Origin of the sequence: Nosocomiicoccus sp. HMSC067E10 (assembly GCF_001810835.1) — a bacterium.
GTDB lineage: Bacteria > Bacillota > Bacilli > Staphylococcales > Salinicoccaceae > Nosocomiicoccus > Nosocomiicoccus ampullae_A.
This window is the reverse complement of record NZ_KV802776.1, coordinates 84,125-96,627: the sequence shown is the minus strand read 5'-3', so window position 1 is coordinate 96,627 and position 12,503 is coordinate 84,125. Positions and strand designations below refer to the sequence as shown.

Annotated in this window: 13 protein-coding genes; 10 read left to right on the top strand and 3 right to left on the bottom strand. The window is 34.0% G+C overall.

Annotated features, from left to right (window positions below; genetic code table 11):
- Nucleotides 1-31 precede the first annotated feature (31 nt).
- On the top strand, nt 32-1,249 hold the full coding sequence (gene pepT / locus HMPREF2767_RS07765) for a peptidase T (protein ID WP_070623685.1): 1,218 nt from the start codon (nt 32-34) through the stop codon (nt 1,247-1,249).
- A 17-nt stretch (nt 1,250-1,266) separates the two neighbouring features.
- Here the strand turns inward: pepT and HMPREF2767_RS07760 are convergent, their stop codons facing one another.
- Nucleotides 1,267-2,748 (bottom strand): MDR family MFS transporter, encoded by a 1,482-nt coding sequence (locus HMPREF2767_RS07760; RefSeq protein ID WP_148129008.1) that lies wholly within the window; start codon nt 2,746-2,748, stop codon nt 1,267-1,269.
- Nucleotides 2,749-2,768: 20 nt separating this feature from the next.
- Nucleotides 2,769-2,948 carry a hypothetical protein gene (locus tag HMPREF2767_RS07755; RefSeq protein WP_040929018.1) on the bottom strand — a complete coding sequence of 60 codons (180 nt, stop codon included), beginning with the start codon at nt 2,946-2,948 and terminating at the stop codon, nt 2,769-2,771.
- A gap of 105 nt (nt 2,949-3,053) precedes the next feature.
- On the opposite strand from HMPREF2767_RS07755, the gene HMPREF2767_RS07750 reads away from it, so the two are divergent.
- Nucleotides 3,054-3,845 (top strand): class I SAM-dependent methyltransferase, encoded by a 792-nt coding sequence (locus tag HMPREF2767_RS07750; RefSeq protein WP_070623679.1) that lies wholly within the window; start codon nt 3,054-3,056, stop codon nt 3,843-3,845.
- Between the two features lie 375 nt (nt 3,846-4,220).
- Entirely contained in the window at nt 4,221-4,355 is a 135-nt protein-coding gene (locus tag HMPREF2767_RS08910; protein ID WP_256374324.1) for a hypothetical protein, read from the top strand.
- 62 nt (nt 4,356-4,417) lie between these two features.
- On the opposite strand, the gene HMPREF2767_RS07745 is transcribed toward HMPREF2767_RS08910, so the two are convergent.
- Nucleotides 4,418-4,804, bottom strand: coding sequence for a VOC family protein (locus tag HMPREF2767_RS07745; RefSeq protein WP_070623676.1), 387 nt, complete (start codon nt 4,802-4,804; stop codon nt 4,418-4,420).
- Nucleotides 4,805-4,918: 114 nt separating this feature from the next.
- Between HMPREF2767_RS07745 and HMPREF2767_RS07740 the strand changes: the two genes are divergently transcribed.
- The 7 genes from HMPREF2767_RS07740 to HMPREF2767_RS07710 all read left to right on the top strand — a co-directional run bounded on the left by HMPREF2767_RS07740 (nt 4,919) and on the right by HMPREF2767_RS07710 (nt 12,456).
- Nucleotides 4,919-5,812, top strand: coding sequence for a YitT family protein (locus tag HMPREF2767_RS07740; protein ID WP_083302088.1), 894 nt, complete (start codon nt 4,919-4,921; stop codon nt 5,810-5,812).
- A gap of 10 nt (nt 5,813-5,822) precedes the next feature.
- Nucleotides 5,823-6,242, top strand: coding sequence for a hypothetical protein (locus HMPREF2767_RS07735; RefSeq protein WP_070623673.1), 420 nt, complete (start codon nt 5,823-5,825; stop codon nt 6,240-6,242).
- 27 nt (nt 6,243-6,269) lie between these two features.
- Nucleotides 6,270-7,460, top strand: coding sequence for an NRAMP family divalent metal transporter (locus HMPREF2767_RS07730; protein ID WP_070623670.1), 1,191 nt, complete (start codon nt 6,270-6,272; stop codon nt 7,458-7,460).
- Between the two features lie 120 nt (nt 7,461-7,580).
- Nucleotides 7,581-8,309: a glucosamine-6-phosphate deaminase gene (gene nagB, locus HMPREF2767_RS07725; RefSeq protein ID WP_070623667.1), complete on the top strand. Its 729-nt coding sequence runs from the start codon at nt 7,581-7,583 to the stop codon at nt 8,307-8,309.
- A gap of 109 nt (nt 8,310-8,418) precedes the next feature.
- Nucleotides 8,419-10,161, top strand: a complete 1,743-nt coding sequence (locus HMPREF2767_RS07720; RefSeq protein ID WP_070623664.1) for an ABC transporter ATP-binding protein — start codon at nt 8,419-8,421, stop codon at nt 10,159-10,161.
- Nucleotides 10,148-11,881: an ABC transporter ATP-binding protein gene (locus HMPREF2767_RS07715; protein ID WP_070623661.1), complete on the top strand. Its 1,734-nt coding sequence runs from the start codon at nt 10,148-10,150 to the stop codon at nt 11,879-11,881. The genes HMPREF2767_RS07720 and HMPREF2767_RS07715 overlap by 14 nt, the downstream gene beginning before the upstream one ends.
- A 158-nt stretch (nt 11,882-12,039) precedes the next feature.
- Complete coding sequence (locus HMPREF2767_RS07710; RefSeq protein WP_068129561.1) at nt 12,040-12,456, top strand: winged helix-turn-helix domain-containing protein; 417 nt, start codon at nt 12,040-12,042, stop codon at nt 12,454-12,456.
- The last annotated feature ends 47 nt before the right edge of the window (nt 12,457-12,503 follow it).

Below are 12,503 nucleotides of genomic sequence, written 5' to 3'. Positions count from 1 at the left end.
TCGATAAATTACATGGATAAGGGAGATTACTATGAAAGAACAACTTACAGAAAGACTCATTAGATATGCAAAAGTAGACACTCAGTCCGACGCTTCAAGTAAAACGACGCCTTCTACAAGTAAGCAGTGGGATCTTTTACATATGTTAAAAGAAGAGTTAGAAGAAATTGGTTTATCTGATATTACTCTCGACGATAATGGGTATTTATTTGCAACAATACCTGGTAATGTCGATGCTGAAACAGTTGGTTTTTTAGCACACGTTGATACAGCGACAGACTTTACAGGAACAAATGTTAACCCACAAGTCGTTCAGTATAAAGGTGGCGACATCATTTTAAACAAATCACAAGATATCGTTATGACTGTAAAAGAGTTCCCGAACTTAAACAATTATATTGGACATACACTGATTACAACAGACGGCACAACGCTTTTAGGTGGAGACGACAAAGCAGGTATTACTGCAATCGTCACTGCCGCTGAAGCGATTTTAAATAGCGATATCGAGCACGGTGATATCCGTATTGCATTTACGCCAGATGAAGAAATAGGTCGTGGACCTCATAAGTTTGACGTCGAGAAATTTAATGCAGACTTTGCATATACAATTGACGGTGGGCCAGTTGGTGAACTTCAATACGAAAGCTTTAACGCTGCCGGTGCGAAAGTAATTATTAAAGGTAAAAACATTCACCCAGGTACTGCGAAAGATAAAATGATCAATAGTTTAACAATCGCTTCTAAATTTGCTTTAGAGTTCGACCCTGAAGATACTCCAGAATGTAGTGAAGGGTATGAAGGATTTTTCCATTTACTCACAATTAACGGTTCAACAGACGAAACTGAATTAGAGTATATTATTCGTGACTTTGATAGAGATAATTTTGAAAATCGCAAAGAAACGATGAAGAAAATTGTAGAGAAATATCAAGATACGTATGGTCCACAAAACGTAAGATTAGAACTTGAAGATCAATATTATAATATGAAAGAGAAAATTGAGCCTAAGTTTTATATCGTAGAAATTGCTCAAGAAGCAATGAAATCACTCGGTATCACGCCTGTCATTCAACCAGTACGCGGAGGAACAGATGGTTCTCAGCTATCCTTTATGGGACTTCCAACGCCAAACATATTTACAGGAACTGAAAACATGCACGGTAGATACGAGTTTACGTCAGTCAATGATTTAGAAAAAGCGACAGAAACGATTATAGAAATTGTTAAACGTATCGCCCAAAAATAAAAAATCCGTAAAGAAGATTAATCTTCTTTACGGATTTTTTTTCGTCCTTCGTCAACAGGACGTGCAGCGTACGTTGCGTTTTTCATCATATCTTCACTCGTCACACGTTTTAAGAAAAACGCAGTGATGAGCCCTATTCCCATAAATACAGCACCGACGTTAAATGCTAAGTTAATACCTTCAATTGTAACCTGATTTTCAATTTCAGGTGTCACAACGTCCAGTTTATTTAAATTAAAATTAATATATCCTTGCATAACAGAAATTAGTAAGGCGATACCAACAGCTCCAGACACTTGGTTTTGCATAGAGTTGAGTGAAGAGCCGTCCGGTGTTAAATCACGGGGCAGGTCGTTCATCCCGTTTGTCATAACCGGCGTGTTAACGAGTGTCATACCGAATGCACGAATGACGTAAATCGTTAAAATGTATGAGAAACTCGTATCCACAGTAAGTCGACCTAAAAATGCTGTCGTTACAGTCGCAAGGGTTAAACCGATAATTGCCATTCCTTTAGGACCGTACATATCAAATAGCTTACCAGATACCGGAGAGAGTAAACCTAAAATTAACGCACCCGGTAACATGAGCAATCCTGTTTCAAGTGGCGAACGATGTTGTATATCTTGTAAAAAGATTGGGACTAAAATCATACCTGCAAATAGTCCCATATTCGTTGCAGCACTAATGATCGTTCCGAGTAAATACATACGATATTTATATACTCTAAAGTTTAACATCGGAACGTCTAATTTCATTTGTCGCATCACGTAAAAGTAAATGACAACAACACCAATGATAATTGGACCAAATGTTTGTATAGAAAGTAATTTATGATCTCCAGCTGATACAAGTCCATATAATAATGCACCGAATCCAATCGTTGACATTATAACAGATGGAACGTCCATAACAGCATTTTTGTTTAGTAAAACGTTAGGTAGTAAAACAAAACCAGAAATTAAAAGTATGATTAAGATCGGTATCATCATTAAAAATAAAACATGCCAGTCATAACGTTGAATGATGACACCTGATAGCGTCGGACCAATTGCAGGGGCGAAGAACATGACTAAACTGAACATCCCCATAGCTGTTCCACGTTTTTCAGGTGGGTAACTTCTAATTAAAGTATTCATTAGAAGTGGCATAAGTATTGAAGAACCTGTCGCTTGGATCATACGTCCTGCGATGAGCATCGGAAATGTCACTGAAAATCCTGCAAGTGAAGTCCCGATTAAAAATAATCCCATTGAACTTAAAAATATTTTCTTCGCGCTAAAGCGGTTCATAAAATAGGCGGTCATCGGAATGATGATTCCAGCAACGAGCATATAAGACGTCGATACCCACTGAACGCTACTCGTTGAAATGCCAAAGTCATTTTTAATCGATGGTAATGCGACGTTTAAAAATGTATTTGATAAAAATGCGATAAACGCACCACTAATTAAAATGATAATTAAACGATAATCTGGCTTTTCGTTCGTTTGTGTCATAATTTCCCCTCCATATATTTTTAATCGAGATAATTATTATCAATAATAGTATATATGTAGAAACCTGCCACACTTCCTAATATAATAGATAATGCAACGATTCTTGGGAAACCGAAACTCGGTACGACAAACGTCACTCCCCAGTAAAATAATAAAATCATCAACGCTATGAGTGTAATTGCGAGTAATGGTTTAGACATAAAATATTCACTCCATATTAATTAAAAAACAATTATTTATTTATCATACCGTTATTTACGTATAGAATACAATTAAATAGTTTGATAGAAAAGGACGGATAGGACATGGATTATAAACTAAAAACATTTGAAGAAGAATACTTTAAAAGTCGTAACGACATACCAAAAGAATTATTAGATGGCATAAAACAACTCGGTATAGAATTTAAAGGTAAGAAAATATTAGACCTCGGTGCAGGGCCTGGATTTTTATCTAAAATGTTGTCTGACGAAGGTGCGACAGTAGACGCATTAGAGCCGAGTGAAATATTTAGAAAAATGGGAATCGATTATACGCGTGGTGACAACGTTAAATTCCATGACGGATTTGCAGAAAACACGCATTTAAGAGAAAACGATTATGACATTATTTTTGCATTACGTGCATGGCAGTATTTTGATTCAAATGAAGCGGTAAAAGAAGTGAAACGTCTATTAAAACCAAACGGTATGATGATAATTTCAGATTTAGGGTTTAGAGTAAATAACTCAATGATGAAAGAAACGATGAAAATCATTCGTGCAAATGCAAAATACAACCAATTAGAACCTGCAGGATCAAAAAAATATTCAATACAAATGATCAACAGTTTCCCAGTAGAATGGTTCAGTGACTTTAATTACCATAAATTCGACTTAACAAATCTTTTCAAAAAGGATTATAAAATAAAATTCACGGACGAAGAATGGTTGAAACGTATTGGAACGTCATCATGGCTTTCAAGATTTAGTGATCACCGTAAAGAGTCTGTACTAAAAGAAATTAATGATACGTTAAAAAAGTCCGTTGAAGGAGATATTTACGAGGTTCCACACGTCGTCAGTACAGCGATATTTAAAAATAAGAATAAAAACTAAAAGAAATGAATGTGTGAAAGCACATTCATTTTTTATGCAAAATTTAGGAAAACGAATACAAATTACACCAAAATTTCAGTGTAATTTGTAATTTTTATGTGTGTTAATTATCTAAAAACTTATAAAAACGACTGTAAACCGTTACCATTAGTATTTTTATTCATTCATATGTATAAATGGGTTCGGAATTTAAATATTTAGAAAATATATTTCATATATTAATTGTTTAATTTAAAATAACTGAAAATTATCAATATATAAACTTTAAAAAATAGCGTGCTAAATCCTTGATAAACGTTGATATAAAGCCTATACTGTACATAGTAAAGAAAACAAGCACATGAAATAAATTAAAAATTACAGGAGGAAAAAACATTGTATAGCACTCAAATTATTCCAGTTGAACAACGTATCAAGGAGTTTAAAGCAGAAGCTCTGAACAACAAAACAATTAAACAAAGAAGAAATAGTCGTAAATCTACAAATATTTTCTCAAAATTACTTGGTTAATTCGTATTTTTATGAACACAAATAGATTAAAACCGAAGTCAATAGACTTCGGTTTTTTATTTTTATATTAAGTTTAATTGCCAAGATACACCAAATGGATCTGTCACCCATGCAAACTGTCTGCTGAAACCATAGTCCTCTAATGGCATTAATATAGATCCTTTAGATTTTATTTTTTCATAAATCGTAATTAATTCGTCCATAGAATCACACTCAATAAAGAAACTCATACTCGGTGTAAATTTTGATGCTTCGGATACATCAGCATCGTTTAAAATGACTGGATTACCATTTATTGTAATCAAGCTTTGCATCACTTTGCCTTTCATTTCTCCACTTTCAAAATAATTAATGAAAACGACCTCTACATCTTTAAAAACTGATTGGTAAAACTGAATTGCTTCTTCTGCTCGACCTTCAAACATTAAAAACGGAGTCATTGATTTCATTCATTTCATCCTTTCTATTGTTGATTGATTGAATCTAATCCTGTTCTGTCATTGAATTAACGTATTAAATCTTATAAAATTAAAGTGTTATATAAAATAAAAGGAGTCGATTAAATGATAGCAAAAAACAGAAAAAAAGTTGAAAACTTTAATAAGCGAAAACTTTCGTTTAATAAAAATTGGACTGTTCAAACGCTAATCAATGCGTTTGTTATCATCGTCGGCTCTTTTGTCTTTGCGATTGGGATTAACACATTCATGATCGGTGGTCACCTTGCTGAGGGTGGGGTTATCGGTATATCAATCATACTTTACTATGCATTTGGTTGGTCTACTGCCCTTACGAACTTACTCATTAACGTTGTGATATTAGCTATCGGCTTTAAGTTTTTATCTCGTAGAGCAATGTATTATACAATATTTACAATACCGATGACGTCAATCATGTTATGGATAACTGAAGATTGGCAAATCAATTTTGAGAATATCATCGTAAACATGGTGTTTGGTGGTATTTTAATCGGTATGGGAATAGGTTTAATATTTAGAGTCGGTTCGACGACTGCTGGAACGACAATTTTAGCGCGTATTGCAAACAAATACTTAGATGTTAACGTGTCATATGCATTACTATTCTTTGATTTAATCATTGTGACGATCGGTTTAACAGTCGTTCCATTAGAACGTGTGTTACTGACAGTCATTGCTTTATACATCGCAACAAAAGTAATGGACTTTATCATTGAAGGTATGAATCCGAAAAAAGCAGTGACGATTATTTCAACAAAACCAGAGTTGCTCGCTGAACACGTGGCGAATGATATTAAACGTGGTGTAACAATTATGCATGGTCGCGGATACTATACACAAGAAAACAAAGATGTATTATACGTTGTTATTAACAAGAACCAGCTCGGACGTTTAAAACGTGTCATTAAAAAGTATGATGAATCAGCGTTTGTCGTTGTCCACGATGTAAACGACGTGCTCGGTAACTTTATAATTTAAGGAGAGAACGATGGAACTACAATTATATTTTCATAATAAGGAAGTAGAGTTATTACCAGAAACAGTGTTTGAGTTTTTAAATTCTGATCAGTGGTTTAAAAATAATATTAATGGTCTATCACGTATTTTCTATGAGACAAATAGTGAAAATGTGAGAGATGAAGGAACTCCGTTTGTACTCACATATAATGGAACTGACTATAAAGGAAAGATTGATAAATATGTCGAAAATAGAAGATTAGAATTTACGATCTTTGGTTACGATTATATTATCAAAACGATGATTAATATCGTTCCAGTGGAGTCGCGTTCAGAAGTCGTTATTTCATCAGTGTTAGAAACACATTCTGTTTCAACACTTTTAAAATTCGGCGCACGTAAATTTTCTATTACAAAACAATTGAATGACGTAATAAAACCAATGTACTAATTAAATGGGCGAATTGAGGTGAAGGTCATGAACGAAAGAAGATTAGAGAGAAATAAAATCTTTAGTGCGGTATTTTTAATGGCCAGTGCTTCAATTGGCCCTTTGTTTTTAATATCAACAGCAGACTTAACTGTTCAATTTTTTGAGCGACTTGCGTTCGTCATTATAATCACTGGAATTATTGAACTTGGCATACAAATGAACATATGGCGAATACTCACTGTCGCAAAAACGCCGGCACATTTAGTCATCAATAAAATTATCCCGAATTTTGGGACGTTTATGTCTGTCGTTGTCTTACTTGGAGGAATCGCGTTTAATATCATTAATATTTCGGGTTTAGGAATTGGAATTAGTTTATTATTTAATGTCGATATAAAACTCGGCGCATCCATTGGGCTTATGATTGCGATTTTATTTTATTTATTAAATAGAAATCGTATTACGTTAGAAACGTTTATCGGAGTGATGTTAAGTTTTATTATCGCAATAATTCTACTTGCGTACGCATTTACAGCAACAGATGTACCGTATGATGTCACACTTGCAAAAACGGTCCTACCGATGATTGATTACGATATTGTGACGACAATTGCGATGATGGTTGCCCTATCGATTGGTGGATATATTAGTTTTGCTGGTGCACATCGTTTAATTGATGTAGAAATTACCGGTGAAAAGTATAAAACAGCAGTCACTCGATCTGCTGTTTATAGTGTGATTATCGTTACAGTGACACGCTTACTATTATTCTTTACAATACTCGGGTTATCTAGAAGTAACATCATTTTATTTAAAGATAACTTATTAGAAAGTGCTTTTTCAGAAGTGTTTGGTGGTCTTGGTAGCTACGCTTTAGGGATATTATTTATATGTGCATCATTAACGTCTATTGTGAGTGTCGCGTATACGACAGGAACATTTATTAAATCAGTTAATGATATTATTAAAAAATATATCGATGTCGTATTACTCATGCTCGTTTTAACGAGTTGGTTCATCTTTTTACTAAAGGGCGAAGAGGTTGTGTTACTTCAGATTACAACAATTTTAAATGGATTAATATTACCAGTTATTCTCGGTGGGATATTACATGCTTCAAGACGCTCTGATATCGTTGGACATTATCGTCATCCACTATGGTTGTCTATATATGGAGTCTTATCACTAGCAGTATCATTTATACTCGTGTTTATTTTAATTTACGAACTTCTATAGTTATTGTTTTACAGAGAAATTAAAAAAGAATATAATATTAAAATACTTAAAAGTCTTAAAGACACTTAAGTATCGTATGCAATTAGCTTGCATACATCGAGTTTCAATTGGAGGCACACAATGACAAATTTTAAAGAAATTAAAGCAAATACTTATGAAGACATGAGTAACGAAGCGGCAACAATTATTTTCGACGCATTAAAAGAATCGAAACAATTTTCATTAGGCCTTGCGACAGGGTCAACGCCTGAGGGTATGTATGATGCGTTAGCAAAAAAAATTAACGAAGCAAATTTAGATCTGTCAGAACTAACGACATTTAACTTAGATGAATATGTCGGATTAGATGAGTCAAACGACCAAAGTTATCATTATTTCATGGAACAACATTTCTTTAGTAAGTTAGATATCCCACAAGAAAACATTCATATTTTAGATGGTGTTGCAGAAGATTTACAAAAAGAAGTGGAAGACTATGAAGCGCTTATTGACGAAGTAGGTATCGATATTCAAGTACTCGGTATCGGAAGAAATGGTCATATTGCGTTTAACGAACCAGGAACAGATTTTAATTCACTCACACATAAAGTACAGTTAACAGATGAAACGATCGAAGATAATTCAAGATTCTTTGAATCGATTGAAGACGTTCCAACTGAAGCGGTATCGATGGGGCTTCAAACGATTATGAAAGCAAAAACAATCATTCTTTTAATTTCTGGTGACAATAAGAAAAATGCACGTGATTTATTCATCAGTGGAGAAATTACAGAAGACATCCCGGTATCAGTTCTTCACAACCACGACAACGTTATTTTAATTACAGATAGTGCAGCACGTGGCGAATAATAATTATTGAATAATTATTTTAAAAATCGTAATATATAATTAATCATTTAACGGAGGGTAATTACCCTCCGATTTTTGTATATAAAGATCAAAAAGAAAGGAACACAAGATGCTTACATTTTTAAAGAAAATCAGATGGTATTTTCGAAAACATAAGCTCAAATTACTCATTATATTAGCATCTGCATTAATTTTAAACATTTTAGAAATTTTACCTCCGCTACTTATCGGTAAAACAATCGACCTTATTACAGCGGGGTCAATGACGTTAGAATCGATGAAAGTTATTATCGGTATATTCTTCTCTGCGATTCTATTGATTTATATACTGACATACATAAGTACGTATTATATCATGCAGTCTGGTTATGATATTGATGCGATTTTACGTAAGCGTTTAGTCCGTAAGTATTTAGCGATGTCCCCATCATTCTATGAAAGAAATAGTACGGGAGACTTAATGGCGCGCATTACGAATGATTTACGCAGTGTGACGATGGGAACGACATTCGGTATTATCACGATTATCGATACGTTAATTTATGGGACAATAATATTAGTTACAATGATGATTGTCGTTAATCCGGTGTTAACAATTATTGCTTTACTTCCGTTACCACTACTAATTGTGACGGAAGTAAAAATCGGTAAAAAGATTATGGAACACCATATGAAAGCACAAGAATCATTCGGAAAAATGAACAACAACGTATTAGAGGTTGTTGAAGGTGTTAGAGTAACGAGAAGTTATGTACAAGAAAATCCGGAGTATAATCGTTTTAAATCAATGACTTCTAATTATATTGATCGCATTATGAAAGTTGCGAAATTAGAAGCACTTTTTGAGCCAATTACGACGTTAGTCGTTGCAACGTCATTTATCATCTCATTTATTGCCGGTGCGTTTTTTATCAATAACGGAACGATCACACTCGGTGAGTTTATAACGTTTAATATTTATTTAAATATGATGATTTGGCCGATGTTCGCATTCGGAATTATGTTAGACACTACAGAAAGAGGTCGTGCATCACTCAACCGAATTGAAGACTTACTGAACGAAGAAGATGATGTGTTAGTCTCAGGTGAAAGTGTTCAAAACAACAACATCTCATTTGACGACTACTCATTCACATATCCGACATCGAGTCGTGAGAATTTAAAAGGTATTGTTCTCGAACTTAAAAAAGGAGAGACACTCGGTATCGTCGGTAAAACGGGAAGCGGTAAAACGACGTTTATTAAACAGTTCTTAAAGTACTATTCTGAAGGTAATGGTCAATTTATTATCGATGGAAAACCGATTCAAAATATTAATAAAAAAGAACTGAGAGATTTAATTGGCTATGTTCCGCAAGAAAACTTCTTATTTAGTAAAACAGTTCGAGAAAACATTTTATTTGGTAAAGAAAATGCAACAGAAGAAGAACTGCAGCGCGCAATTCAAAATAGTGCGCTAGTCAATGACTTAAACAATATGAAGCACGGCTTAGAAACGAAAGTCGGAGAAAAGGGTATCGCATTATCTGGCGGTCAAAAGCAGCGTATATCGATTGCGAGAAGCTTAATTAAAAATCCTGAGATACTCATTTTAGATGATGCTTTAAGTGCAGTAGACGCAAATACTGAACAACATATTATCGATGCGTTAAAGAAAACACGTAAAGATAAAACAACGATTATCATTACGCATAGATTATCTGCAGTGGAACATGCAGATCAAATTATCGTTATCGATGACGGAGCAATCGTTCAGTCTGGTACACATAAAGAGTTAATAGAAACGGACGGATGGTACAAAACACAACACGAGTACTTTAAACATGGAGGTGAAAACGTTGAACCAACTTAAAAGATTATATGAATTTACAGCTGGTCACCGTTCACTCCTTCTCTTTGGAATCGTCCTTAACTTAATCGCGGTTGGGTTAAACTTACTCGGGCCATTTTTATTAAAAATTATTTTAGATAATTACTTAGTAAAAGAGAATGTCGTTGTTAAAGGCTTAGTCATTATGCTTTTCATATACTTAATAGTCCAAGTGACTAACGGACTGATTGGGTATTTCTCGCGTATAATTACGTTAAAAGCAGGAAGTAAAGTCATCCAATCGATTCGACTTAAAGTCTTTAGACATGTTCAAAAATTACCGGTACGTTACTTTGATAACTTACCAGCAGGTAAAGTAGTTGCGAGAATCACAAACGACACAGAAACGATACTAAATGTATTTACGTCAGTTCTCACTCAAGTCATTACGAGTGTATTTACGATTTTAGGGGTCGTTATTGCATCGTTCTTTGTAAACGTGTATGCAGGATTGTTAATGATACTCGTATTACCGTTTCTATTTTTATGGTTATACTTATACCGAAAAGCGTCTAACAAATTTAACATGACAAAACGTGAACGAAATAGTGAAATGAACGCGTCTATTAATGAATCTATTAGCGGTATGAGTGTCATTCAAGCATTTAACAAAGAAGAAAAAGTGTTTAACGAGTTTTCTAAACTAAACGAAGATTACTACAAAAGTTCAGTACGACTTTCAAGGTTAAACGCACTGACGAATACGAATTTAATCGAGTCTTTACGTAGTGTTGTACTCATGATTTTAGTTTTCGTATTCAGTTATATGTTTGTATTTCAAAACACAGCATGGTCTGTCGGTTCGATGTACTTAATGATCGACTACGCTGGGAAAATTATGATGCCTTTATATGCAATTATCGGTGTGTTTGATATTATCGAACAAGCGCGTGTCGCGACAAATAAAGTGTTCGAATTAATCGATGAGGAAGAAGAACAAGAAGACCATCAAGAGCTTCAAACGTTTAAAGGGAATATTGAATTTAACGACGTCAATTTCTCATACGATAAAGGACACCGAGTGTTAAACAACATTAACTTTAAAGTAAAAGAAAATGAAACGCTCGCACTCGTTGGGCATACGGGATCCGGTAAAAGTTCAATTATCAACTTACTGATGAGGTTTTATGATCCGGATAGTGGAGAAATACTGTTTGACGGTGTCGACACAAAAACATTGAACAAACAATCGATGAGAAGCCACATGGCAATCGTTTTACAAGATCCGTACATCTATAACGGAACACTTCTTTATAATATTCGTCTTGGTAGTGAAGATATTACAGAAGAAGAAGCGATCGATGCTTTAATCTCTGTCGGTGGAGAAATGATTTTAGAACGCTTTGAAAACGGGATTCATGAAGAACTTATTGAAAGTGGTTCGACATTATCACTTGGAGAACGTCAGCTCATTTCATTTGCGAGAGCATTAGCATTTAAACCGACACTATTAATACTAGACGAAGCAACGTCTAACGTTGATAGTGAAACAGAGCAGCTCGTACAAAATGCAATGAAAGTCGTATCTTCAAATCGAACGACTGTAATAATCGCACACCGATTATCAACGATTCAACATGCGAACAACATTCTATTATTAGACAAAGGGAATATCGTAGAATCGGGTAATCACGAGGAATTACTAAAACTCGGCGGTAAATACCAAGAAATGTACCATAAACAAGTAATGAGGAAAGAATGAGATTGAGGTTATTCTCAGAATTTTAGACTGTAGATTAAGTCGGATATCGACTTGATCTACAGTTTTTTTGTTAAGAAAGGATTATTGAGTTGACAATTTATAATTTGTCGTGTATTATAATTTTAACGTTCAAATTAAATAGAATGTTAGGTGAAAACATGGATGAAGTACATCGTATTAAAAATATTGAGGATTTAAAAGTTTTAAGTGATCCTTTTAGAGTTAATATTTTGCTAACCCTTGGAAACGTGGCTAAATCAGGACAAGAACTTTCTAAAATATTGAATGAAAAGGGATCGAAGATCTACTACCATCTTAATGAGTTGGAAAAGAGAGGGTTTATTAAAGTAGAAAAAACGGAAGTTGTAAATGGGATTGTTCAAAAATTTTATTTGCCAGTTGCTAAAGCATTTATTCCAGATATTAATATATTTAGCCAATTTACTGATACAACACATGAGAATTTCTCAGTTAAAGCAGATGAATACGACATGTTCATTAAAGAATTTAAACAATTGATAGAAAAGTACGGTAGTAATGATGGAGTGCACCAATTTATCGTATTAGAAAGTTAACCCAATACATGGGTTAATTTTATAGCCTAACATTCAAATAAATTTAA

Excerpts from the sequence above, each read along its gene's own strand:
- pepT (WP_070623685.1), top strand. The coding sequence starts at position 32 with ATGAAAGAACAACTTACAGAAAGACTCATTAGATATGCAAAAGTAGAC.
- HMPREF2767_RS07760 (WP_148129008.1), bottom strand. The coding sequence starts at position 2,748 with ATGACACAAACGAACGAAAAGCCAGATTATCGTTTAATTATCATTTTA.
- HMPREF2767_RS07755 (WP_040929018.1), bottom strand. The coding sequence starts at position 2,948 with ATGTCTAAACCATTACTCGCAATTACACTCATAGCGTTGATGATTTTA.
- HMPREF2767_RS07750 (WP_070623679.1), top strand. The coding sequence starts at position 3,054 with ATGGATTATAAACTAAAAACATTTGAAGAAGAATACTTTAAAAGTCGT.
- HMPREF2767_RS07745 (WP_070623676.1), bottom strand. The coding sequence starts at position 4,804 with ATGAAATCAATGACTCCGTTTTTAATGTTTGAAGGTCGAGCAGAAGAA.
- HMPREF2767_RS07740 (WP_083302088.1), top strand. The coding sequence starts at position 4,919 with ATGATAGCAAAAAACAGAAAAAAAGTTGAAAACTTTAATAAGCGAAAA.
- HMPREF2767_RS07735 (WP_070623673.1), top strand. The coding sequence starts at position 5,823 with ATGGAACTACAATTATATTTTCATAATAAGGAAGTAGAGTTATTACCA.
- HMPREF2767_RS07730 (WP_070623670.1), top strand. The coding sequence starts at position 6,270 with ATGAACGAAAGAAGATTAGAGAGAAATAAAATCTTTAGTGCGGTATTT.
- nagB (WP_070623667.1), top strand. The coding sequence starts at position 7,581 with ATGACAAATTTTAAAGAAATTAAAGCAAATACTTATGAAGACATGAGT.
- HMPREF2767_RS07720 (WP_070623664.1), top strand. The coding sequence starts at position 8,419 with ATGCTTACATTTTTAAAGAAAATCAGATGGTATTTTCGAAAACATAAG.
- HMPREF2767_RS07710 (WP_068129561.1), top strand. The coding sequence starts at position 12,040 with ATGGATGAAGTACATCGTATTAAAAATATTGAGGATTTAAAAGTTTTA.